The sequence below is a fragment of the Solirubrum puertoriconensis genome (assembly GCF_001483135.1).
Classification (GTDB): domain Bacteria; phylum Bacteroidota; class Bacteroidia; order Cytophagales; family Hymenobacteraceae; genus Solirubrum; species Solirubrum puertoriconensis.
The window spans coordinates 319,309-341,746 of the sequence record NZ_LNAL01000008.1 but is presented as its reverse complement, the minus strand read 5'-3'; the positions used below and the strand labels follow the sequence as shown (position 1 = coordinate 341,746).

Below are 22,438 nucleotides of genomic sequence, written 5' to 3'. Positions count from 1 at the left end.
AGTGCTTAATCAACCCGGCCACGGCCGCCGCGGCTGCCGCCGCCTCCGCTATTGCCGCCGTTGAAGCCGCCACTGCTGCTGTTGCCGCGGTCGTACGAGCGCGTGGGCGCCTCGTAAGAGCGCTGCGGAGCTTCGTAGGAACGTTGCGGGGCATCGTAGCTGCGTGGGCGCTCCGGTGCGGGCGAGCTATAATCGGCGGTTCGTTCGCGACGCGGGCGCGGCTGCGAATAATCAACCTCGCGCTGGGGCTGACCGGCAGGGCTGCTGCCCTCGTCGATGCGGCTGCGGCGCCGGTCGTAGCCGGTGCGGGCGGGCTGATCGGCAGTAGTGCCCGATGGAACGCGGCCACCACCCTCGGCGGGCACGGTACCACCCTCCACGATGCGGTACAAGCGGCCCCGGCCGGGCTGCGGCGCAGTAGTAGTGCTACCACCCGTAACGGTTTCGGTGCCGGGCGCATCCTCTACCCGGCCTCGGGCACGCGGCGTTGCCGGTACAGCAGCGTTAGGCGTGGTAACCACGTTGCCGGTGTTTGCCATACGCCCACCAGTTGGCCCATCTACGCGCGGGCGGCCGGCGCCCGTGTTGCCCGCACTGATAGCCTCAACGCCACGGTCGCGGCGCGGGCGGTAGTTTACGTTGCGGTTATCGTTGCCGTAGCCACCCCAGTTGCGGCCGTTGCGGTAACTGCGCCAGCCGCCCCCGTTGTTGCCATAATAGCCGGAGTAGAAACCATCGTAGAAGCCGCGGTTATAGCCGCCGCCGAAGCCGTAGCCCCAAGGCCGGTACGGGTTGTAGTAGCCACCCCAGGGGTTGCCCCAACCTAGGTTGACGCTTACGTACGGGCCGCCCCACGCCGACCAGCTAGGCCCCCAGAACGGGTCGTACCCCCACGGGCGGCCATATATGTCGTAGCCGTAGTAAAACGGGCTTGGGTTGTACCAGTAGTAATCGGTATAAGCGTAATCGTAGTAACCCAAGCCCAAGCCACGGTAGCTCGGCTGGTGAAAGCGCCGGATGCGGGCCGAATACGAATAATCGTAGTCGTCGGCATAGTACTCATCGGAGGCGCTGCCACGGGGGCGGGTACTGCCGTCGCGGTACTCGGGGTTGGCTACGGCATTAGGGTCGTCGGTAGCGGCACCTAGGTCCGACGGACCGGTTTCCGTCGACGCTGTTACCAGCTCGGTAGTCCGGTCCTTAGAAGAATAGTACACCCCGTCCGGCTCGGTTGTAGCGGTCGTTTGCGCGACCGTGCAGCCACCAAGCGTAAGCAAAGCCAAGGCGGGCACTAGGGTTGCAGGAATATGTTTCATGGCAGCGTGCGCAGAAAAGGTAAGGACCGGTAAGTAAAGAACGAGCGTGGGGTAGGCTTGTTTGCGCCGACGCGCCCGTGGCAGAGCGGAATGCTCCGTTTTAATAACGTATTTTGGGGCCGAAACGGTGCCCGGTTTCTACTCTCAAATCTTGTACCAGAACCGGGAACTTTTCTCTTTCTCTAAGATACTCTGATATGAGCAAACAGTTGCCCAAGCGCAGCGAAGATTATTCCCTGTGGTACAACGAGTTGGTTAAGCGCGCCGGCCTAGCCGAAAACTCCGCTGTGCGGGGCTGCATGGTCATCAAGCCCTACGGCTACGCCATCTGGGAAAAAATGCAGCGCACCCTGGACGACATGTTCAAGCGCACCGGCCACCAGAATGCTTATTTCCCGCTCTTCGTACCCAAAAGCTTGTTTGAGGCCGAAGAGAAAAACGCCGAGGGTTTTGCCAAAGAGTGCGCCGTAGTTACCCACTACCGCCTGCAAACCGACCCCGATAATGCCGGCAAGCTGCGCGTCGACCCGAACGCCAAGCTAGAGGAAGAGCTGGTGGTGCGCCCCACCTCGGAGGCCATCATCTGGAGCACGTACAAAGGCTGGATTCAGAGCTACCGCGACCTGCCGCTGCTCATCAACCAATGGGCCAACGTGGTACGCTGGGAAATGCGTACGCGCTTGTTCCTGCGCACGGCCGAATTCCTGTGGCAGGAAGGCCACACCGCCCACGCCACCGACGCCGAAGCCTTGGCTGAAACCCGCCAGATGCTGGACGTGTACGCCGAGTTTGCCGAAGAACACTTGGCGCTGCCCGTGGTAAAAGGCGTGAAAACCGAAAACGAGCGGTTTGCCGGAGCCGTTGAAACCTACTGCATCGAGGGGTTGATGCAGGATGGCAAGGCGCTGCAAGCCGGCACCTCGCACTTCCTGGGGCAGAACTTCGCGAAGGCATTCGACGTGAAGTTTCAGACCAAAGATGGTGGGCTGGAGCACGTGTGGGGCACCTCGTGGGGCGTGAGCACGCGCCTGATGGGTGCTTTGGTAATGGCGCACTCCGACGACGAAGGCTTGGTGTTGCCGCCCAAGCTGGCTCCGATTCAGGTAGTGATTGTGCCGATTTACAAAACCGGCCAACTCGACGAGTTGCTGGAGCGCATTCGCCCCATTCAGATGGGCCTGATTGCGCGCGGTATTTCGGTGAAAGTCGACGACCGCGACACCGAGCGCCCCGGCTTCAAGTTTGCCGAGTGGGAGCTGAAAGGCGTACCCGTGCGCCTGGCCGTAGGTGCCCGCGACCTCGACAGCGGCACCGTGGAGGTAGCTCGCCGCGACACCAAAGAGAAGATGAACCTGCCGCTGGCCGATATCGTGAACAGCATCGACCAGCTGCTGCAGGATATTCAGCAGAACATCTACCGCAAGGCCCTGCGCTTCCGCGAAGAGCATACCACCCGCGTGGAGAGCTACGAGGAGTTCAAGCAGGTGCTCGATGGCAAAGGCGGCTTTGTGCTGGCCCACTACGATGGCACTTCCGAAACCGAGGAGCGCATCAAGGAGGAAACCAAGGCCACCATTCGCTGCTTGGCCCTGGCCGAGCCCGCCGAAGAAGGCGTATGCATCGTAACGGGCAAGCCCTCGACGCGACGCGCCCACTTCGCCCGCGCGTACTAGCATTGGCTTAGCGCTTTAGGTGCTGCCAACAACACGGGCGCCCCTGCTTTCGGTAGCAGGGGCGCCTTTGTATTTCCCTAGGTGCCGAATGGCAGCTTAGCGTTCGGCAGCAATGGTAGCCACCAGCTCTTCGTCTGAGAGGTTCTCAAGCCAGTCTTTCTGCAGCTCGAGGCGCACGGTTTGGGCGCCGCCGCTGGGCGTGCACACCACGGGCACGGTGCCTTCTTCGGATTCGGAGCGTTCGGTGGCTTCGGCGGCGGCTTGGCTGTCCACGCCGGCGTAGGCTTGCACGCACGTCCAGGTAGTATTGTCTTTGTCGGTTACTTCGCGTTGTTGCATCATGTTGCCGCTTACGCAGCGCCCTAGGTGCGGGGTTGGCAACTTGGTGCCCGCAGCTACACTACCAGCGCCGGTGCGGCGGCTTGGGCCTGCTTGGCCGCGCGCTGCGCTTGCTGCACGTGGCGCTCTTCGTGCAGCACCACAAACTCCAATGCCTCGCCCAAACGCAGCTTCAGTAGCCGGAAGAACTCTACGGGCACGGCTTTGCGGTTGAGGTCGGCGGTGTGGGCGGCAGCTAGCACGGCCAGCAGGCGCGACTGGTGCTGCAAAAACTCCTCGAGTACGCCGCGGCTCAGCTGGCTGCCGGCAGGGTTCATGTGCTTCACGGTTTTGCTGGCTTTGCCGTTGCCGGGCCGCACCACTTCCAGCGACTTCTTGCCCAGCCAGCTGTAGCCTACCTCGGCGCTAGAACGCTGGGGGTGCTGCATGGCTTTTTCGAAAGCCGGCAGGTAGTAGCGGCTGTAGCGGTTGAGGTGCTCCAAGCACTCAAACACGCTCCAGCTTTGGGCGTTGCTCTTGTAGTTGAGCACTTCGCTCGAAAGCGGCGCTAGTTCGGCTTCGGTGGTTTGCTGCAGGCGGCGCACTGCGGCTTGCAGTTGCTGAAGGAAGGTGTTGGCGTTCATAGCTTTTGCGTTTTTACAAAGGTGGCCTTCCCTCCTGCCTCAAAACCTTGATTGAACGCAAGATTTAGCGCAGCCGGCTGAGCGTTTCGGGCGTCATGCGCAGGTACGAGGCAATGTACTTTTTGGGTACCAGCTGAAAGATGTGCGGACTGCGGCGCAGCAATCTTTCCAGGCGGCGTTCGGGCTCAGCCAGCAACAAATCAATTTCGCGGTCGATGCGGCCCACGAGTACCTTCTCCAGCTCTTCGCGCCAAAAGCGGGCAATGTTGGGCAGCAGCTCCAGCAAAGCCGCGAAGTCGTTTTTGCTGATGCCCAGCAGTTCGCTTTGCCGCAGCGCCTGTATGCAGTATTCTGAGGGCGTACCGTGCACGAACGACGGAAACGAGCACACCACGTTGGGCGCATAAGCAAAACCCACGCAAATTTCCTCGGTTTCGGTGGGGTAGTAAATGCGCAGCAAGCCGCTTTTCACGAAGTACAAGTTGCGCTCTACCTGCCCGTGCTGCACCAGGTACTCGCCGCGGCGCAGCGTAATGGGCTTGTTCCAGGCGGCTACCAGCGCCTCCACCTCGCGGGCACTGAAATACGGAACCTGACCTAGGGCGTCGGCTAACATAAAAACACGAGTGAGCACCGAAAAGCTACGGAAGAATAGCTAACTAACCCCGCCTAGGTGCTTTGTGCGTATCTTTCTGTAGGCATCTCACCCCACTGTCATGGACTGGTTTCTGATCGTTGTTTTGCTTGTGTTCGGCGCCGCGTTTCTGGTGGCCGAAGTGCTGCTCATTCCTGGCACCACCATCGTGGGTTTGGCCGGTTTCATTTTGCTTACGGTGGGTATCTGGCTGAGCTACCGCGACCTAGGCTCCACCACGGGCCACATCATTTTGGGTGCCTCGTTGGTACTCACGGTGGTGGTGGTATGGTATGGGCTCAGGCCGCAGTCCGTCAACAAGTTTGCGCTTACCGAGCGCAATACCGCCCGCGTGGATGATGTGCGCCGGGCCGTGGGCGTAGAGCCGGGGCAAGTAGGCCGGGCCCTATCGGCTATGCGGCCCGCCGGCACCGTGCTGTTCGGCGACGAGCTGCGCGAAGCTACCACCCGCGGCGAATTCTTGGCGGCTGGCGCGGCCGTGCGGGTGCTCGGCATCGAGCAAAACCGCATCGTGGTGGCGTCGGCCTAGCGGGTTTCTCGGGGAAATCAGCTAACTACGGCTAGCAATATTTCTGGTCATGAACGAGTTTCCTATTATTCCGATTGTGCTGGCAGGCATTGTGCTGCTGGTGTTCCTGTATTTCTTCCCAATTAGCCTCTGGATTACGGCTATCTTCTCGGGGGTGCGGGTAGGTTTGTTTCAGCTAGTGCTAATGCGCGTGCGCAAGGTGCCGCCCTCGCTTATTGTTAACTCGCTGATTACGGCCACCAAAGCCGGCCTCAACATCACGGCCAACGACCTCGAAACGCACTACCTGGCCGGCGGCAACGTGCCCACAGTTATCAAGGCGCTGATTTCGGCTGATAAGGCCAATATTCCGCTCGACTTTAAGCAAGCCACCGCCATCGACCTGGCCGGCCGCGACGTGTTCGACGCCGTAACCACTTCGGTTAACCCCAAGGTTATCAATACACCCAACGTGGCAGCCGTGGCGCAAGATGGCATTCAGCTTATCGCCAAAGCCCGCGTAACGGTGCGCGCCAACATCTCGCAGCTGGTGGGCGGCGCCGGCGAAGAAACCATTCTGGCCCGCGTGGGCGAAGGCATCGTAACCAGCATTGGCTCGTCCATCTCGCACAAGGAGGTGCTCGAAAACCCCGATAAAATTTCGAAGCTGGTGCTGCAAAAAGGACTCGATGCCGGTACGGCTTTCCAAATCTTGTCCATCGACATTGCTGATGTGGACATCGGAGAAAACATCGGCGCCAAGCTGCAAACCGACCAGGCCTCGGCCGACTTGCGCGTGGCCGAAGCCCGCGCCGAGGAGCGCCGCGCTATGGCCGTGGCTATGGAGCAAGAAAACCGCGCCAAAACCCAGGAAGCCAAAGCCCGCGTGGTAGAGGCCGAGGCCGAAATTCCGAAGGCCATTGCCGAGGCTTTCCGTACCGGCAACCTAGGCATTATGGATTACTACAAAATGCGCAACATCCAGGCCGACACCGACATGCGCGACTCCATAGCCAACCCTGGTGGCTCGAGCGGCAGCACCAAACCCGGCCGCGACGAAACCCGCATGAGCTAACCGGCTGGCCGCTTCGGCAGTTTGCTAAACACAAGGGCCCCGCACTAAATAGTGCGGGGCCCTTGTGTTTGCCCGGCGGTAGTAACCACCTAGGCGGCTGGTGTACTCGCCTTTACTTTTTGGTAATCACGAACTCCACGCGGCGGTTCATCTTGCGCGTTTCTTCCTGCTCGTTCGAGGCAATGGGCTTGGTGTCGCCGAAGCCTTGGGTAGTAATGCGGTTACCCGGAATGCCCTTTGACACGAGGTACTTCTTCACCTCGTTTACGCGGTCGATGGAAAGCTTCATGTTCAGGGCCGGGTCACCTTGGTTATCGGTGTGGCCATCCACACGGATTTCCATCTGCGGGTAGTCCTTCATGATGCGGACCAGGCGCATCAGTTCGGGGTAGGAGTTTTCGCGCAAGTAATACTTGCTCTGAGCAAAGAAGATGTTGTTGAGGCGAATGGTTTGCCCCACCTGAAACGGAATCAGGAACAGGTCTTGGGTTTGCTCGGAGTACTTCTGCCGGTCGGTTACGTCGAGGTTTTGGTCTTCGGAGAGGTAGCCTTTAGCATCGGCGCGGTAGCCGTAGTGGGCACCAGCGGGCAGCACAATGGTGTAGGAACCATCGGTGGGGTTGGTTTCAACCACGCCAATTTCCTCGCCGGTAATCAGGTTTTCGTAGCGCACGGTAGCCGTTACGGGCTTACGCGTTACGGCATCGAGCACGCGGCCGCGCACCAGGGCTACCACCTCGGGTTTATTTTTGGGTGTTAAGCTGATGCGGAAGATGTCGCGCGATTCATCGGTGCCGTTGCGGTCTGATACCAGGTAGGCTTCGTCGCCGGCGGCTGACAGCGTGAAATAAGCATCGGCTGCCGGCGAGTTGATGCTGGGCCCTAGGTTGCGCGGCTTGCTCCAGTTCGTCCAAGAGTTATCGAGGCGCTTGGAGTAAAATATGTCGCTCTTGCCGTAGCCCTTCAGGCCTTCGGAGGCGAAGTACAGCGTTTTGCCGTCGGCAGCTAGGAAGGGGGCAAACTCAGCCGCTTTGGTATTGACGTTGCTGCCCAGGTTAATGGGCCGGCTGAACGAGCCGTCGTCCTGCCGAAGGCTCACGTACAAATCCTGCTGTCCCTTACCGTCTTTGCGGTCGACGGCCATCAGCAATTGCTTGCCCGAGGTAGTCAGGAAGAAGTCGACGTTCTCGGGGTCGTCATTGTAGAAGTCTTGGATGTTCAGCTTTTCCGGTGCCGTCCAGCCGTTGCGCGTGCGGCGCGTAATGCTCGCGCCCTTGGGGTCGAAGGTACCGTCGGGCTTGTAGATGCTGATCAGCACCGCCGTGTTGCCATCGGCCGAAACCGAGGCTACCCCGTTGCCCCAAGCCGTATTAATGGGCGTTCCGATGTTCTTGGCCTGGCTCCAAGCTTTGGTTTTGGCGTTGCTGAGCGTGGAGTACCACACGTCCTGCGGGTCGCGGGCGCCGCCGTTGTTCTGGGGGCTGCCCTGTCGGGCAAAAAACAACGTGCGGCCATCGGGGGCAATTACCGGGCGCACCTCCGTAAACTTGGTATTTACGGTAGGCCCTAGGTTCACCATGGCCGAGTCGAAGGAGATACTCTCGGTCGGCGCAGCCCGGAAATCCTTCTTCACCATCACGTCCGTGACGTCGGCCACGCCAATGGCGTCGATTTGGTTTACGCCGTTTACTTTGGCCGTATTCAGGGTAACTACCACGCCAATGGTGCGGTACGTACCGGGCGAAAAGGTTACCTGCAGCGTGCGAAACACCTCCGGCAATGGGCCAGGACTAGGGTTTTCGTATACCTGGTGGCGTTCGTTGCGGGTGTCCACCAGTTCAATCTTGATGATGGAACCAGGGTTGAAGTTCTCGACAACGGTAACCTGGCGAGCCACCACCGACTTGGCAAACTTCACCTCGATAAACTCTTTGGGGCCCTCCTTTTTCGGGATCCAGCCGTTATCGCTGATCTGACCTAGGGGCAGGGCATCGGGTTCGCCCAGTACTTTATCGGGCGAAAAGGGCTCTTTGCCTTCGGATTTTTGCGAGGATACTTCCACTACTTTGGAAGCCCAAACCGCGTGTTGCGCTGTAGCTGCGCTGCTTATTCCCAGTAATGCACCAAACGTCAGGATGGATGTGCGTATGCTCATACGGTTGCTAGCAAATCAGAGGGCCTAGGTGAAGGCGGCCGAGCGGTGCGTTAAAGTCGACAGTTACCCCAAGACGTCCGTAAGCGGGTTCAAGTTTCGGTTGGGGTGAAAAGCAGCTTCAAAATTACAATCACCCGGGCGCAGGCGCCACCACACGATAATGCGACTTCGGGTGCTTATCGCACCTGTGAGCACTGCACCGGCATGTGATGAGCAAGTGAATATATAACTCTTCCAAGTATTTCCTATACCATTCAAACTTACAGATAAGCCCATGTGTGCTCGGGCACATGCTAGCGGCGGCTAGGTGCTACGGAGTTTACCTTGGCTTGAAGGGCTAAAAAAACGCGAGGAAGGCGTTAGAAAATGAAGCCCTCAGGCGGAAGCCGGTCGGGGATGGTGGCTCCGTTGCAAATGGGCATTGGCTTTAGCTGGGCCTGCTGCAGGTGAGAAAAGCCGTATTTAACCAGCGCTGGCCTCAACGGGCGGCAGGTTGGCTTTCTGGGTTGCACGATCAAAATAGGAGGTTGCTAGGTAGGGACGGGGCAGTAAGCAGCGTTTGCAGATGGCACTAAACCAACTATGCAAACGATTTTTTGAGTACCTTGCCGAGTACGAAAGGTTTTCCAAAAGTATATTGCGAATTCGCTATGAGCGAAAAATTGTTGGACGAAATTCCGTCGCTTGACCTGGCCGACTTCCGCTCGGGCGACCCTGAGCGCAAAGCCAAGTTTGTGCAGCAGCTGGGCGAAGCCTACCAAAACATTGGTTTCGTAGCGCTGAAAAATCACGGCCTCAACGACGAGCAAACCGCGCAGCTGTACGCTGACGTGAAAGAGTTCTTCTCTTTGCCCGACGAGGTGAAGCAGAAGTACGAAAACACCGAGTTGGCTGGCCAACGCGGCTACACCGGCAAAGGCAAGGAGCACGCCAAAGGCCGCAACACCGGCGACCTGAAGGAGTTCTTCCACGTGGGCCAAGAGGTTGACGACGCCAACGACCCCGTGGCGAAGGAGTACCCCGACAACATCTTCCCCGCCGAAATACCGAGCTTCCAAGAAAGCACCCTGCGCACCTACAAAACGCTGGAGGCTGCTGGCAAAGATGTGCTGCGTGCTATTGCTCTGTACCTAAACCTGCCGGAGAATTACTTCGACGACAAGGTGCGCAACGGTAACTCCATCCTACGCCCCATTCACTACTACCCCATCGAGAACCCCGACGCAGTGCCGGCCGATGCCGTACGCGCTGCCGAGCACGGCGACATCAACCTGATTACGCTGCTGATGGGTGCTTCGGCCGATGGTCTGCAAGTACTGCGCCGCGATGGTCACTGGATTCCGATTACGGCTCTGCCCGACCAAATCGTGGTGAACGTAGGCGACATGCTGCAGCGCCTCACCAATGGCGTGCTGAAGAGCACCATCCACCGCGTGGTAAACCCACCCCGCGAGAAGATGAACTCGTCGCGCTACTCAATTCCTTTCTTCATGCACCCACGCTCCGAAATGAGCCTGGCGGCGCTGGAAAACTGCGTAACAGCCGACAACCCCAAGCAGCAGCCCGACATTACCGCCGGCGAATTCCTCGACGAGCGTCTGATCGAACTGGGCCTGAAAAAGGGCAAATCGACGATGTAATTGCCTGCACAGCAGGTTTACCCCAAGGGCTACCACTCTGCCGAGTGGTAGCCCTTGGTTTTGGCACCTAGGCCAACTTGCCCGCTGCCTCGGTGCATGGTTACTGGCCCAGTTGCTTTATTTAATCGTCGCAATGCTTAAGCGCAGCTGCTTGCCTTTCGGGGCAGATTGTGCTTCTTTACTGCTACTACTCACCTCCTTTGCCCGTGCAGCTCCCGGAACCCGCCGTTGTAAAGCTGGCGCCCCCACCCAGGCGCATGCACGCCAAACGTGTACGCGGCATCATCTTTCTGAAGGACGTGGCAGTACTGGCGCTAACCGCGTTTGGCGGGCCGCAAGCCCATACGGCCATGATGCTGCGCCTCTTGGTTGACAAGCGGCGCTACCTTACCTCGGCCGAGTTACTCGAGCTAATGGCTTTGTGCCAAGTACTGCCCGGCCCCACCTCTACCCAAACCATCACGGCCATTGGCTTTCGCTTGGGTGGCCCCAACCTGGCTTACCTCACGCTATTGGTCTGGATGCTGCCGGCAGTTTGCCTCATGACGATTGCCGGCCTTTCCATTAACTACCTCGACAAAGACCTAGTAGCCCGGCTTGTACGATTTGTGCAGCCCGTGGCTGTGGGGTTTGTGGCCTATTCAGCTTACAAGATTGCCGAGAAGGTTATCCACACCAAAACGTCGGTGGCGCTGCTGGTTGCCTCAGCTCTGATTGCATATTTCTTCCAGTTGCCTTGGGTGTTGCCGCTGCTGCTCCTAGGTGGCGGGCTGATTACTACCTTCCGCTACAGCAAGCTCCCAAAAGTTGAGGAGAAAGAGCCGCTTAGGGTGGAGTGGTCGAATTTTGTGCTGTGGCTGGGAGTAGCTTTGGTAGCTGCTTTGCTGGGCCACTATACCCGTTTGCTGCCCGTACGTCTGTTCGAGAACTTTTACCGCAACGGTTCGCTGGTGTTTGGCGGTGGGCAAGTGCTGGCGCCGCTGCTCTATGCCGAGTTTGTGGAGTTCAAGGCTTACCTCAGCAGCACGGAGTTTCTGTCAGGCTACGGCCTGACGCAGGCTTTGCCCGGGCCTAACTTCGCGTTTAGCTCCTACATCGGAGCATTAGCCATGCGCGAGTACGGCATTGGCGGCCAGCTGCTCGGGGCGTTTGTAGCGGCGGCTGGCATCTTCATGCCGGGTACGCTGCTCATCTTCTTTCTTATTCGCTTCTGGGACCAACTCAAACAGTACCGCGTAGTCAAGGCTTCGCTCGAAGGCATCAACGCCGTTAGCGCGGGCTTAGTAGTAGCAGCTACGTTTCTGCTTTACCACCCCCTCCCCGATGGCATCATCTGGCACCTACCGGGCCGCTACGGCGTCGATCTGCCTTTGAACCCGGTATTGGTAGGCGCTACGTTTCTGGTCCTGCTCTGGGACCGTATTCCTTCTTATATGCTGGTGCTTGGTTCCTTGCTGGCCGGTGCGCTACTGCCCTAAGTGGTTTGGGGCAATGAATAATGATCAATGAGCCATTAACAGTAGGATGGCTCGTGAGGCGCCAAGACTCGACGGCGCCTAGGTGCCGACCCAAAACAAATGCCCGGCACCTAGGCGGCACCGGGCATTGTTCATTATTAATTGATCATTACTTAAAACACCAACTGCTCCGGCAGGTGCATCAAGTAGTCGCCGTAGCCGCTCTTGCGCAGCGGCTCAGCAATCTTGCGCAGCTGTGCGGCATCGATGAAGCCTTGGCGGTACGCCACTTCCTCAATCGAACCAACTTTCAGGCCTTGGCGCTGCTCAATTACGCGCACAAATTCGCTGGCTTGCATCAGCGACTCGAAGGTGCCGGTATCCAGCCAGGCCGTGCCCCGGCCCAGGATGCCCACCTTCAGCTTGCCGCGGCGCAGGTACTCCTGGTTTACGTCGGTAATCTCGTACTCGCCGCGGGCGCTGGGCTTCAGCGCCTTGGCAATGCTTACCACCTCGTTGTCGTAGAAGTACAAGCCGGGTACGGCGTAGTTGCTCTTGGGCTGCTTGGGCTTCTCCTCGATGCTCAGCGCCTGCAAATTGTCGTCGAACTCCACCACGCCGTAGCGCTCGGGGTCGTGCACGTGGTAGGCGTACACCACGCCGCCGTCGGGGTTGTTGTTGCTCTGCAACAGCTCTTCCATGCCCGCGCCGTAGAAGATGTTGTCGCCGAGTACCAGCGCTACCTTGTCGTCGCCAATGAATTCTTCGCCAATCACGAAGGCCTGCGCCAAGCCGTTGGGCACCTCCTGCACGGCGTACTGGAAGTTACAGCCCAGGTTCTGGCCGTCGCCGAGCAGGCGCTGGAACTGCGCTTGGTCGTGCGGCGTGGTAATGATCAGAATATCCCGAATACCAGCCATCATCAGCACCGACAACGGGTAGTAGATCATCGGCTTGTCGTAAACCGGCATGAGCTGCTTGCTCACGGCTAGCGTTAGCGGATGCAAACGGGTGCCGGAGCCGCCGGCGAGGATAATGCCTTTCATGGAGTGGAGGAACCTAGGAGTGGCTGTTGCCTACTAGTGCAGCAGGCTGCGTAGCCGCAGATGGCTAATTACGTTCTTGAATGAATGCTTCGTTGGTGCGGAACCAGTCGAGCGTGCGCTTAAGGCCTTCGCGAATCCGCACCTGCGGATTGTAGCCGAGCAAACGTTGCGCTTTGCTGATGTCGGCCAGTGAGTCGCGAATATCGCCGGCACGGTTGGGGCCGTACTCGGGAGTGATGTCAACCCCAGCTTCTTCTTTCAGAATGTTGAAGAGGTCGTTAAGGGAGGTGCGGTCGGCCACAGCAATGTTGTACACTTGGTTTACCGCCTCGGGGTTCTGCACCAACGCAGCCCGAATGTTGGCCTGCACGCAGTTCTCTACAAACGTGAAGTCGCGGGTTTGGCCGCCGTCGCCGTTGATGCGCGGTGCTTTCCCTTTCAGCACGGCATCAATAAACAACGGAATCACGGCAGCGTACGCACCATTCGGGTCTTGGCGAGGACCGAAGATGTTGAAGTAGCGCAAGCCGATGATTTCCATGCCGTAGGTTTTGCCAAACACATCGGCATACAACTCATTGGCGTACTTCGTTACGGCGTATGGCGACAGGGGCTTGCCGATGCGGTCCTCGATTTTGGGCAGGTGCGGCGAATCGCCGTAGGTGCTCGACGAAGCCGCGTACACGAAGCGCTTCACGCCGGCGTCCTTAGCTGCCACCAGCATGTTCACAAAACCGCCCACGTTCACGTCGTTAGAGGTGATGGGGTCGTTGATAGAACGCGGTACCGAACCTAGGGCCGCCTGGTGCAACACCACATCAACGCCTTCGCAGGCAGCGCGGCACGCTTGCGGGTCGCGGATGTCGCCGTCGAGAATTTCCAAGGCCGGGTGGCCTTCAAACAAGCGTAGGTTCTTGCGGAAGCCATTGGAGTAGTTATCGAAGGTGCGCACCTTCTTTACTCCGTACTTCAACAGATACTCAACTATGTTGGAGCCAATAAACCCAGCCCCGCCCGTAACAAGGAAGGTTAGGTTCTCGAGCGGCTGCTCGTGAAAAGGCTGATCGTACATTTCTATAATTCTGAATTATGAATTATGAATTCCAAATTATGGCTTGCTCATCAGCGCATCTCGTTTCAGAGCAATTCATAACCCAGAATTCATAATTCAGCGGTGCCCGGTTAGCGAGCGGCGTACTGCTGGCGGTAGTAGTCTTGGTAGGCGCCGCTGGTCACGCGCTCCAACCACTCTTGGTTTTCGAAGTACCAGTCCACGGTCTGGCGCAGGCCCTGCTCGAAGGTAACCGAGGGCTTCCAGCCCAGCTCGTTCATGATTTTGCTGGAGTCGATGGCGTAGCGCAGGTCGTGCCCGGCGCGGTCGGTTACGAACTTAATCAGCTGGCGCGAGGTGCCCTGCTCTTTGCCTAGCTTCTCGTCCATCACGTCGCACAGCAGATGAATAAGGTCGATGTTCTTCCACTCGTTTACGCCGCCGATGTTGTATGTGTCGCCCACTTCGCCTTTGTGGAACACTGCGTCGATAGCAGTAGCGTGGTCTTTCACGAACAGCCAGTCGCGCACGTTTTCGCCGCGGCCGTACACCGGAATGGCCTCGCCCTTCTGGATGCGGTGCAGTGCCAGCGGAATCAGCTTCTCGGGGAAGTGGTTGGGGCCGTAGTTGTTCGAGCAGTTGCTGATTTTCACCGGCATGTGGTAGGTGTGGTACCAGGCCCGCACAAAGTGGTCCGACGAAGCCTTTGAGGCCGAATAAGGCGAGCGGGGGTCGTAAGGCGTATCTTCTGTGAACATGCCGCCGTCCATCTCGAGCGAGCCGTACACTTCGTCGGTGCTTACGTGGTAAAACACGTGGCCCTCGTAGCCATTGGGCTGCCACAGGTGGCGGGCAGCATTAAGCAGGTGCACCGTACCCAACACGTTTGTTTTCACGAACGCGAGGGGGTCGGTAATGCTGCGGTCGACGTGCGACTCAGCGGCTAGGTGAATTACCGAATCGGGCTGCTCGGTAGCAAACAGCTGATCAACAAAAGCTTGGTCAGTCAGGTCGCCTTTGATAAAGCGGTAGTTCGGCCGGTCCTCGATGTCGCGCAGGTTCTCTAGGTTACCAGCGTAGGTTAGCGCATCCAGGTTCAGGATTTGGTAATCGGGGTACTTCGTTACGAACAGTCGTACTACGTGCGAGCCAATGAAACCAGCGCCGCCGGTAATAAGAATTTTCATGATTGGAGCAGAGGTCTTGTTGAGAGTTATTCGGGCTTGGCACCTAGGGTTTGCTGCCAACGCCAAGCAGTAGCCAAAGCTTCTTCTAAGCCAATTTCGGTGCGGAAGCCCAATACGTCGCCTGCTTTGGTAGCATCGGCATAAATAGCGGGTACATCGCCCGCCCGACGCGGGCCGGTACGGTATTTCACGGGCTGGCCAGTTACCTTCTCGAAGGCCGTTACCACCTCCAGTACCGAGTTGCCGTGGCCCGTACCCACGTTGAACACCTCCACGGTTTCGGCCTTGTTGCTAAGCTGACGCTGCACCGCAACAACGTGGGCCCGGGCTAGGTCGCCCACGTAAATGTAGTCGCGCACGCACGAGCCGTCAGGCGTGTCGTAATCCACGCCATTCACGGTGAGTTGCTCGCGCCAGCCGGCAGCTGTTTGGGTTACAAACGGCACTAGGTTATTAGGTACACCTAGGGGCAGTTCGCCAATCCGGCCCGACGGATGAGCCCCGATGGGATTGAAATAGCGAAGCAACACCGAGCGCAGTTCGTTACCGGGAGCCTGAGCAACATCGCGCAGAATGTCTTCGCACATCTGCTTGGTGCGGCCATAAGGCGAGCTGGCTGGCTTGGTGGGGGTTTGTTCTGTTACGGGAAGCTGGTCGGGCACGCCGTACACGGTGCACGACGAGGAGAAAACCAGGTTTTTCACCTTGAACTCCTGCATTAGCTCCAGCAGCACCAGCAACGAGCCTACGTTGTTCTGAAAGTAGGCCAGTGGCTTTTCAACCGATTCGCCTACTGCTTTGTAAGCTGCGAAGTGGATAACCCCGCCTAGGTTTGCTTCGGCTTCGAAGACCTGGCGGAAGGCTGCTTTATCGGTGCAATCGGTATGATAGCACTTAACGTCGGCACCCAAAATTGCCCGTAAACCTTCCAACACGGTTTCCTTCGAGTTGGAGAAGTTATCAACGATGATGGGTTCAAAGCCGGCTTCTTTCAGCGCAACTACCGTGTGCGAGCCGATGTAGCCGGCACCACCCGTAACAAGAATCTTTTGCATAGCTAGGTCTTAGAAGATTAAAACACAGGGCCTACGCTCAACTTTCTGAGCTTGTAGGCCCCGGTTGTTACAGGCTCCAGTACTGCAATTCGTTGATCTTCTCGCGGAACAAGCCTTTGATATCGACCAATACGGCTTTGGGCGTCGTAATCGACTTAAAGTACTCTTCGTCGAGTTGGGTATAGGGCTTGTGGCTTACGGCTACCACTACAGCATCGTAATCGTTACCGATCTGATTTTCAGGAATCAGGCTAAAACCGTACTCGTGGGTCAGCTCCTCCGAATCGGCATGCGGATCGACGATGTCGACGTTGACGGAGAAGTTGCGCAGCTCGTTGATAACGTCGGCCACCTTGGAGTTGCGGATGTCCTCCACGTTCTCCTTGAAGGTAGCGCCCATCACCAGCACCTTCGACTTAGCCACGTCCTTGCCTTGCTTAATCATCATCTGCACGGTTTTGCGCGCGATGTAAGCTCCCATGCCGTCGTTGGTAGTACGCCCCGATAGGATAACCTTGGCGTCGTAACCCAACTCTTTGGCTTTGTAGGTGAGGTAGTACGGATCGACGCCGATGCAGTGGCCGCCCACCAGGCCAGGCGAGAACTTCAGGAAGTTCCACTTGGTACCTGCGGCTTCGAGCACCTCGTAGGTGTTGATGCGCATGCGGTCGAAAATCATCGACAGCTCGTTCATCAACGCAATGTTCACGTCGCGCTGGGTATTTTCGATGATTTTGGCGGCTTCGGCTACTTTAATAGAAGAAGCGCGGTGCACACCGGCCGTTACCACCAGCTCGTACGTCTTGGCTATTTCTTCGAGCGACTCGTCGTCGCAGCCCGATACCACCTTTACAATGGTAGCCAAAGTGTGCTCCTTGTCGCCGGGGTTGATGCGCTCGGGCGAGTAGCCCACTTTAAAATCGCCGGGAAATTTCAGGCCCGATTCGCGCTCCAGAATGGGAATGCAATCCTCTTCGGTGCAGCCAGGGTAAACCGTCGATTCGTACACCACATAGTCGCCCTTCTTCAGCACTTTGCCTACGGTGGTAGAGGCACCAATCAGGGGCTTAAGGTCGGGCATGGCGTGCTCATCGATAGGCGTAGGCACGGCCACTACGAAGAAGCGGGCTTCGCGCAGCACATCCAGCGAGTCGGTGAAGGTGATATCGCAGCCCTCGAACGCCTCAGGCTCCAGCTCGCCGCTAGGGTCCTGGTTGTTGCGCATCATCTCTACGCGCTGGGCGTTGATATCGAAGCCGATAACGCTGATTTTTCGGGCAAACTCCAAGGCAATAGGCAGGCCTACATAGCCTAGGCCGATGACGGCCAGCTTGGCCTCTTTGTTCAATAACTGCTCGTACACGGGTCGGAGGAACTTGGAAACGGGAGCTTGGATATTCGGATTAGTGCTCGGCGCTCATACGCGAAACGCGCTGGCCGGTTAGCTGGTATTGCCAACCACTTTCGGGGCAAGCTGCTGCACCGGTTGCATCGAACTGCAGGCGGTGGCCATGCTGGCTTACCCAACCGTGTTGGCGGGCGGGGTTGCCGTACACCAAAGCGTAAGGCAACACATCTTTCGTAACCACTGAGCCAGCCCCAACAAACGCGTAAGCGCCTAGGTGCACGCCGCACACGATGGTGCTGTTGGCCCCGATGCTCACGCCTTGCTCCAGCACGGTTGCTTGGTACTGATGACGGCGGGGCACGCCGGCGCGCGGGTTACGCACGTTGGTAAACACCGCCGACGGACCAATAAACACGTCGTCGTGGCAGTGCACGCCGGAGTAGAGGCTCACGTTGTTTTGCACCTTCACGTTGCGCCCTAGGCGCACGCCATCGGCCACAAACACGTTTTGCCCCAGGGAGCAAGCTTCGCCTAGCTCGGCGCCGCTGCTCACGTGGCAAAAGTGCCAAATGCGCGTACCGGCGCCAATGCGGCAACCCTCGTCGAGTACGGCGGTGGGGTGCGCAAAGTAGTCGGGGGCAGTTTGGGTCATTGGCAAGCCAGCAGCAGTGGTTTTCGGCGGGCAAAGGTAGGCCTTTTCACTTAGACGTCATTGGCTTGGACGCCAAGGCTTCAGCCAGGCCACGTGGCCCGCACCATCCGCGCACGCCCGGTTAGGTCGGGCAGGGCGCGGGCTTGCACATAGCCGGCTTGCTCGAGCAAGGCTACGGTTTCCTGGGGCAGTGCCTCGTTGATTTCGAAATAGATAGCTCCGCCAGCCTTCAGCAGCTGCGTACCTAGGTGCGTAAGGCGGCGGTAAAACACCAACGGGTCGTTGTCGGGCACGAACAGGGCCGTATGGGGCTCGTACCGCAACACGTTGGGCCGCATCTGGGCTTGCTCCGATTCGCGCACGTAGGGCGGGTTGCTTACCAGCACAGCGAGGCTTTGTGCTTCAATACCCGGCGGATTGGTCTGCAGAATGTCAGCCTGCAGCCACTGCACCTCCGGGGCATGTTGCTGCCCGTTTTGGCGCGCCACAGCCAATGCGTCGGTTGAAATATCAAGCCCCCATACTTGGCTTTGGGGCAGCTGCCGTGCCAGTCCTATCGGGATGCAGCCGGAACCTGTACCCACATCCAAAATCCGCAGACCTTGCTTGCCGGCTTGCTCCTGCACGATCAACTGCACCAGTTCTTCGGTTTCGGACCTGGGGATAAGCGTAGCCGGCGTTACCAGCAGTTCCATATCAAGGAAAGGTGCCACGCCCAGTACGTACTGAACCGGCTCGTGCTGCAGCAGCCGACCTAGGGCCGCTTGAGCACTTGCCTGCGCAGCGGCGGGTACGGCATCGGTACTCTGCATGCGGCGCTGCAACGGCGAAAGCTGCAGCAGGTGCTCCACCACAATGCCGGCTATGTTGCTGGCTTCGGGCGCCGGGTACAGGGGCAGCAGCGCCTGAGTAAGGTGGTCGGTAAGCTGGCGAATGGTCACGTTCGGGCAGGGCTGTATCTTGTCGGGGCAAAGCTACACCACCTGCTTCGTTGCCCATGACCGAGCCTTCCGACTTCACTGCCCACGACGAACTGCTGATGCGCCGGGCGCTCGACTTGGCCTTGCTGGGCCAGTTTGCGGCCCGCCCCAACCCCATGGTGGGCTGCGTAGTGGCCGATGGCAACGGGCGCATTGTGGGCGAAGGCTGGCACAAGCAGTACGGCGGCCCCCACGCTGAGGTAAACGCCCTGGCCGCCGTGCCGCCCGAAATCGACCTAGGCGAGTGCCGCGTGTACGTAACCTTAGAGCCCTGCTCGCATTTTGGCAAAACGCCGCCCTGCGCCGATTTGCTCATTGCCCGCGGGGTGCGCGACGTGGTGGTGTGCAACGCCGACCCCAATCCGCTGGTGGCTGGCCGGGGTTTTGCCAAGCTGCGCGAAGCGGGCATTCGGGTACGCACGGGCTTGCTCGAGGCCGAAGGCCGCCGTCTTAACCGTCGTTTCTTCACGGTGCAGGAGCGCAACCGGCCGTACCTCATCCTGAAATGGGCCGAATCGAAGGATGGGTTTGTGGCTGGCGCCGGAGGGCAACCCGTAGCCATCAGTTGCCCTACCTCGCGCATGCTGGTGCACCGGTGGCGGGCCGAGGAGCAAGCCATCATGGTAGGCACGCGCACGGCCCTGAACGATAACCCCCAGCTGAACGTGCGCGAGTGGCCCGGCCCCGATCCGCTACGCTTGGTTATCGACCGCAACCTCTCCTTGCCTGCTGGGCATCGCCTGCTCGATGGCTCGCAGCCCACCGTGGTTTATACCAACCGCGAGCGGCCCGATGCCGAAAACCTCAGCTTCGTAACTGTGCCGCCCAGTCAGGATTTGCTGCCCGCCATTCTCGACGACCTGAATGCCCGCCGCGTGCAATCGGTGCTGGTAGAGGGCGGCCCGGCCTTGCACACCCTGCTGCTGCAAGCGGGCTTATGGGACGAAATACGCGTGCTTCGCAGCCTGAACGTACGCATCGGCGCCGGCGGGGTAGTGGCTCCGCCGCTTAGCCTCACGGGCTTGCGCGAGCAGCGCACCCTAGGTGCCGACGAGCTGTTCGTGTTCTACTAAGTTCCGGAAGGCGGCTATCTGCGCCCAACGTGTGCACCTTCGGGCCGTACTTTTGTTACGTTCTCAACACTCCGTTTTACTTCTCACCGCCTCCGCATACCATGGCCGAAGATCTGCTGATAGACCGCACGCTTTCCAAAGCCCAACAATACCAATCCCTCCTGCCCCAGATCGAAGCCCTGACCGGGGGCGAACCCGACCAAGTAGCTAACCTGGCCAACGCCATGGCGGCCCTGAAAGAAACGTTCGGCTTTTTCTGGGTAGGCGTGTACGTAGTGAAGAACGACGAGCTGGTGCTGGGGCCATTTCAGGGCCCCGTGGCCTGCACGCGCATCCGACACGGCAAAGGCGTTTGCGGCAGCTCGTGGGCACAGGCCCGCACCTTGCTCGTACCCGATGTCGAGCAATTTCCGGGGCACATTGCCTGCAGCTCGCTTTCGAAGTCGGAAATCGTGGTGCCCATCATTAAAGAAGGCAGCGTAGTGGCCGTTCTCGACGTAGACAGTGACCAGCTCAACGACTTCGACGAAACTGATCAGCAATACCTCGAGCAGCTGTGCCAGCGCATGGCGCAGTGGTTCTAACTTTTACCAAACCCTAGGTGCCTGAACCCCAACAAGCATTAGGCACCTAGGCAATGCTTTCTCGCGTACCCATCACCACCCTCCCACCCGGCTGCCTAAGCCACCTTTTGCCATGAACAAGACCTTTTACCGGCTCGGCGACTGGCGCCGCAACCTGCTGTTGGTAGCCGCGGCTACCAGCCTGGGACTTTCGGTGCTGCCAGCCTGCACCTCCAACAACAGCCGCCCCGAAACCGAAGCCACCGGCGACTGGAGCGGCGAAACCTTTAGCCAAGGCGTTATTACCGAAATGACGGAGGTACAGCCCGGCCAATGGAAAATAACAGCTGAGCGCCCAGCCGGGAAGGAAGAAGTAGCCGCCATTCTGCGCCACTTCGATGGCAAGGTAGATACCCTGCAAGGCCAAGCCCTGCAGCGGCAAATGCAGGATTACGCCCGCCAACACCCCGAAAACCGGGTGGGCAGTACCGGCCTGATGGATGTGCTGATGTGGAGCGGCATTGGCTACATGGCGGGCCGCTTTCTCACGCCCAACCCGGGCTTTTATGCCAACCCTGGCCTGATGCAGCAGAATTATGGTTGGCGCCAGAACATTGCCCGCGAGCGTGAAAACCAAGGCCGAGGCTTTTACGGGCGCGGCTTTACCGGCGCCCGCGGCTCGCGCACGGCGGGTATTCAGGAAAGCCCTTCGTTCCGGCGCAGCGCCTACCGCACCGGTACGTACCGCAGCTCGGCCCCGAATTACGGCCGCAGCAGCGGCTTTGGCACCCGGAGCAGCAGTGGTTCGCGTGGCTTCGGCGGGTAATGTGGTTTGATCAGTAATCAGCAATTAATGATTCGTCTCCTTCCACTCACGGGTGATGTTACCCCAGCCATTCGGCGCCTAGGTTGGGATTGGGCCGTTGAGGATGCCTGCGCCACGTACCTTGCCCCGGAGGCGCTGGAGCTGAGCGAGCCGCAAGCCGAAGAGTTGCTCCAGGCTGCCGACACGCTCTACGAGATGCTGGTGCAGGCCGTGCCCGACCCCATCCCCGACGACTTCCTGCAGCTGATGGGCATACCCACCAACCTGTGGCAAGCCGTGCGGCACTCCTGGAACGACGAACGGCACTGGCACCTCTACGGCCGCTTCGACCTGGCCAGCACCCCCGAGGGCGTTAAGCTCGTTGAGTTCAACGCCGACACGGCCACGAGCATCCCCGAAACGGCCGTGGTGCAGTGGGCCAGCCTCATGGCTGCCGGCCGCCCCGAGGATCAGCAGCAAGCCAATGGGCTCTTCGAAGGCTTGGAGTTGCAGCTACGCGAGTGGCTGGGCCTCAACGCCGACCTGGAGCCTAACCTGCTGCTGGTGCACTTGCCCGATAGCCAGGAAGATGAAACCAATTGCCAGGTAATAGCTGAAGCCGCCCGCGAGGCCGGTTTTGCCTCCGTACATGTGTGCCCTATTGATGCTATGCAGGTATCGGTGATGGGCGAAGAGCGGGGCGCCTGGGCCGAAGTAGCGCCCGGCGAGTGGCAGCGTTTCCCGTTCGTGTTTAAGCTGGTACCCTGGGAGATTCTGGCCGAAGAGGAGCCCGTGCTTACCGCCGACCTGACACAGCTGCTGCAAAGCCGCGACCTGATTATTGCCAACCCCGCCTACACGCTGCTGTTTCAGAGCAAAGCCATGCTGGCGTGGCTGTGGCAGGTGTTTCCGCACCACCCCCTGCTCGTCGAAGCCTCGATGCAGGACCTAGGCGGGCACTACGTACGCAAGCCCTTGTTCGGCCGCGAAGGCCAAAGCCTGACGGAGGTGCAGGATGGCCACGTGCAGTACGCCGAGCCGGGCGAGTACGACCAGCAGCCCCAAGTGCGCCAACGCTGGCTCGAGCTGCCCGCCGATGCGCAGGGCCGCCGCTACCAGGCAGGTGTATTTTGGGCCGGCGAAGCTTGTGCCCTAGGCTTCCGGCGGGCCAACGGCATCATCACCAACCTTTCGGAGTTTGTGCCGCACATAGTGGTGTAAAACTAGGCTACCTAGT

General features: G+C 59.1%; 21 protein-coding genes. 9 read left to right on the top strand and 12 right to left on the bottom strand.

Annotated features, from left to right (window positions below):
* Nucleotides 1–5 precede the first annotated feature (5 nt).
* Nucleotides 6–1,316, bottom strand: a complete 1,311-nt coding sequence (locus ASU33_RS15640; RefSeq protein ID WP_059071777.1) for a hypothetical protein — start codon at nt 1,314–1,316, stop codon at nt 6–8.
* A 197-nt stretch (nt 1,317–1,513) separates the two neighbouring features.
* Here ASU33_RS15640 and proS point away from each other — a divergent pair, with 197 nt between their 5' ends.
* The gene (gene proS, locus ASU33_RS15635) at nt 1,514–2,989 is read left to right on the top strand and encodes a proline--tRNA ligase (protein ID WP_059071776.1); all 1,476 of its coding nucleotides are present in this window, start codon (nt 1,514–1,516) and stop codon (nt 2,987–2,989) included.
* 96 nt (nt 2,990–3,085) lie between these two features.
* On the opposite strand, the gene ASU33_RS15630 is transcribed toward proS, so the two are convergent.
* From ASU33_RS15630 to ASU33_RS15620, 3 genes are all read right to left on the bottom strand, one after another.
* On the bottom strand, nt 3,086–3,370 hold the full coding sequence (locus tag ASU33_RS15630) for a hypothetical protein (protein WP_286130596.1): 285 nt from the start codon (nt 3,368–3,370) through the stop codon (nt 3,086–3,088).
* A 14-nt stretch (nt 3,371–3,384) separates the two neighbouring features.
* A complete protein-coding gene (locus ASU33_RS15625; protein WP_059071775.1) occupies nt 3,385–3,951 on the bottom strand; it encodes a DinB family protein in 567 nt (188 codons plus the stop codon).
* 64 nt (nt 3,952–4,015) lie between these two features.
* Complete coding sequence (locus ASU33_RS15620; RefSeq protein WP_059071774.1) at nt 4,016–4,567, bottom strand: Crp/Fnr family transcriptional regulator; 552 nt, start codon at nt 4,565–4,567, stop codon at nt 4,016–4,018.
* Between the two features lie 100 nt (nt 4,568–4,667).
* Here ASU33_RS15620 and ASU33_RS15615 point away from each other — a divergent pair, with 100 nt between their 5' ends.
* Nucleotides 4,668–5,135, top strand: a complete 468-nt coding sequence (locus ASU33_RS15615) for an NfeD family protein (protein ID WP_059071773.1) — start codon at nt 4,668–4,670, stop codon at nt 5,133–5,135.
* A 49-nt stretch (nt 5,136–5,184) separates the two neighbouring features.
* A complete protein-coding gene (gene floA / locus ASU33_RS15610) occupies nt 5,185–6,189 on the top strand; it encodes a flotillin-like protein FloA (RefSeq protein WP_059071772.1) in 1,005 nt (334 codons plus the stop codon).
* Nucleotides 6,190–6,301: 112 nt separating this feature from the next.
* Here floA and ASU33_RS15605 read toward each other — a convergent pair whose 3' ends face one another.
* Nucleotides 6,302–8,344 (bottom strand): OmpA family protein, encoded by a 2,043-nt coding sequence (locus ASU33_RS15605; RefSeq protein ID WP_078063180.1) that lies wholly within the window; start codon nt 8,342–8,344, stop codon nt 6,302–6,304.
* A gap of 650 nt (nt 8,345–8,994) precedes the next feature.
* On the opposite strand from ASU33_RS15605, the gene ASU33_RS15600 reads away from it, so the two are divergent.
* Complete coding sequence (locus ASU33_RS15600) at nt 8,995–9,984, top strand: isopenicillin N synthase family dioxygenase (protein WP_059071770.1); 990 nt, start codon at nt 8,995–8,997, stop codon at nt 9,982–9,984.
* Nucleotides 9,985–10,241: 257 nt separating this feature from the next.
* Nucleotides 10,242–11,462: a chromate efflux transporter gene (chrA, locus tag ASU33_RS15595; RefSeq protein ID WP_059072746.1), complete on the top strand. Its 1,221-nt coding sequence runs from the start codon at nt 10,242–10,244 to the stop codon at nt 11,460–11,462.
* A 152-nt stretch (nt 11,463–11,614) separates the two neighbouring features.
* On the opposite strand, the gene rfbA is transcribed toward chrA, so the two are convergent.
* The 7 genes from rfbA to prmC form a co-directional block, all read right to left on the bottom strand.
* Nucleotides 11,615–12,487: a glucose-1-phosphate thymidylyltransferase RfbA gene (rfbA, locus tag ASU33_RS15590; RefSeq protein WP_059071769.1), complete on the bottom strand. Its 873-nt coding sequence runs from the start codon at nt 12,485–12,487 to the stop codon at nt 11,615–11,617.
* 64 nt (nt 12,488–12,551) lie between these two features.
* Entirely contained in the window at nt 12,552–13,559 is a 1,008-nt protein-coding gene (locus tag ASU33_RS15585; protein WP_059071768.1) for an SDR family oxidoreductase, read from the bottom strand.
* Between the two features lie 110 nt (nt 13,560–13,669).
* Nucleotides 13,670–14,725, bottom strand: coding sequence for a dTDP-glucose 4,6-dehydratase (gene rfbB / locus ASU33_RS15580; RefSeq protein ID WP_059071767.1), 1,056 nt, complete (start codon nt 14,723–14,725; stop codon nt 13,670–13,672).
* Between the two features lie 26 nt (nt 14,726–14,751).
* Nucleotides 14,752–15,780, bottom strand: a complete 1,029-nt coding sequence (galE, locus tag ASU33_RS15575; protein WP_059071766.1) for a UDP-glucose 4-epimerase GalE — start codon at nt 15,778–15,780, stop codon at nt 14,752–14,754.
* A 67-nt stretch (nt 15,781–15,847) separates the two neighbouring features.
* Nucleotides 15,848–17,143 (bottom strand): nucleotide sugar dehydrogenase, encoded by a 1,296-nt coding sequence (locus ASU33_RS15570; RefSeq protein WP_059071765.1) that lies wholly within the window; start codon nt 17,141–17,143, stop codon nt 15,848–15,850.
* A gap of 40 nt (nt 17,144–17,183) precedes the next feature.
* On the bottom strand, nt 17,184–17,780 hold the full coding sequence (locus ASU33_RS15565) for an acyltransferase (RefSeq protein ID WP_059071764.1): 597 nt from the start codon (nt 17,778–17,780) through the stop codon (nt 17,184–17,186).
* A gap of 80 nt (nt 17,781–17,860) precedes the next feature.
* Nucleotides 17,861–18,721, bottom strand: a complete 861-nt coding sequence (gene prmC / locus ASU33_RS15560) for a peptide chain release factor N(5)-glutamine methyltransferase (protein ID WP_059071763.1) — start codon at nt 18,719–18,721, stop codon at nt 17,861–17,863.
* 56 nt (nt 18,722–18,777) lie between these two features.
* On the opposite strand from prmC, the gene ribD reads away from it, so the two are divergent.
* The 4 genes from ribD to ASU33_RS15540 all read left to right on the top strand — a co-directional run bounded on the left by ribD (nt 18,778) and on the right by ASU33_RS15540 (nt 22,422).
* The gene (gene ribD, locus ASU33_RS15555) at nt 18,778–19,833 is read left to right on the top strand and encodes a bifunctional diaminohydroxyphosphoribosylaminopyrimidine deaminase/5-amino-6-(5-phosphoribosylamino)uracil reductase RibD (protein ID WP_059071762.1); all 1,056 of its coding nucleotides are present in this window, start codon (nt 18,778–18,780) and stop codon (nt 19,831–19,833) included.
* Between the two features lie 101 nt (nt 19,834–19,934).
* Complete coding sequence (locus ASU33_RS15550; RefSeq protein ID WP_059071761.1) at nt 19,935–20,417, top strand: GAF domain-containing protein; 483 nt, start codon at nt 19,935–19,937, stop codon at nt 20,415–20,417.
* A 112-nt stretch (nt 20,418–20,529) separates the two neighbouring features.
* Nucleotides 20,530–21,222, top strand: coding sequence for a Cj0371 family chemotaxis-regulating polar lipoprotein (locus ASU33_RS15545; protein ID WP_059071760.1), 693 nt, complete (start codon nt 20,530–20,532; stop codon nt 21,220–21,222).
* A gap of 27 nt (nt 21,223–21,249) precedes the next feature.
* Complete coding sequence (locus ASU33_RS15540; protein WP_059071759.1) at nt 21,250–22,422, top strand: glutathionylspermidine synthase family protein; 1,173 nt, start codon at nt 21,250–21,252, stop codon at nt 22,420–22,422.
* The last annotated feature ends 16 nt before the right edge of the window (nt 22,423–22,438 follow it).

Bases quoted from the DNA above. Each gene is read 5' to 3' on its own strand.
- ASU33_RS15640 (WP_059071777.1), bottom strand. From the start codon at position 1,316: ATGAAACATATTCCTGCAACCCTAGTGCCCGCCTTGGCTTTGCTTACG.
- proS (WP_059071776.1), top strand. From the start codon at position 1,514: ATGAGCAAACAGTTGCCCAAGCGCAGCGAAGATTATTCCCTGTGGTAC.
- ASU33_RS15625 (WP_059071775.1), bottom strand. From the start codon at position 3,951: ATGAACGCCAACACCTTCCTTCAGCAACTGCAAGCCGCAGTGCGCCGC.
- ASU33_RS15620 (WP_059071774.1), bottom strand. From the start codon at position 4,567: ATGTTAGCCGACGCCCTAGGTCAGGTTCCGTATTTCAGTGCCCGCGAG.
- ASU33_RS15615 (WP_059071773.1), top strand. From the start codon at position 4,668: ATGGACTGGTTTCTGATCGTTGTTTTGCTTGTGTTCGGCGCCGCGTTT.
- floA (WP_059071772.1), top strand. From the start codon at position 5,185: ATGAACGAGTTTCCTATTATTCCGATTGTGCTGGCAGGCATTGTGCTG.
- ASU33_RS15605 (WP_078063180.1), bottom strand. From the start codon at position 8,344: ATGAGCATACGCACATCCATCCTGACGTTTGGTGCATTACTGGGAATA.
- ASU33_RS15600 (WP_059071770.1), top strand. From the start codon at position 8,995: ATGAGCGAAAAATTGTTGGACGAAATTCCGTCGCTTGACCTGGCCGAC.
- chrA (WP_059072746.1), top strand. From the start codon at position 10,242: ATGCACGCCAAACGTGTACGCGGCATCATCTTTCTGAAGGACGTGGCA.
- rfbA (WP_059071769.1), bottom strand. From the start codon at position 12,487: ATGAAAGGCATTATCCTCGCCGGCGGCTCCGGCACCCGTTTGCATCCG.
- ASU33_RS15585 (WP_059071768.1), bottom strand. From the start codon at position 13,559: ATGTACGATCAGCCTTTTCACGAGCAGCCGCTCGAGAACCTAACCTTC.
- rfbB (WP_059071767.1), bottom strand. From the start codon at position 14,725: ATGAAAATTCTTATTACCGGCGGCGCTGGTTTCATTGGCTCGCACGTA.
- galE (WP_059071766.1), bottom strand. From the start codon at position 15,780: ATGCAAAAGATTCTTGTTACGGGTGGTGCCGGCTACATCGGCTCGCAC.
- ASU33_RS15565 (WP_059071764.1), bottom strand. From the start codon at position 17,780: ATGACCCAAACTGCCCCCGACTACTTTGCGCACCCCACCGCCGTACTC.
- ribD (WP_059071762.1), top strand. From the start codon at position 18,778: ATGACCGAGCCTTCCGACTTCACTGCCCACGACGAACTGCTGATGCGC.
- ASU33_RS15550 (WP_059071761.1), top strand. From the start codon at position 19,935: ATGGCCGAAGATCTGCTGATAGACCGCACGCTTTCCAAAGCCCAACAA.
- ASU33_RS15545 (WP_059071760.1), top strand. From the start codon at position 20,530: ATGAACAAGACCTTTTACCGGCTCGGCGACTGGCGCCGCAACCTGCTG.
- ASU33_RS15540 (WP_059071759.1), top strand. From the start codon at position 21,250: ATGATTCGTCTCCTTCCACTCACGGGTGATGTTACCCCAGCCATTCGG.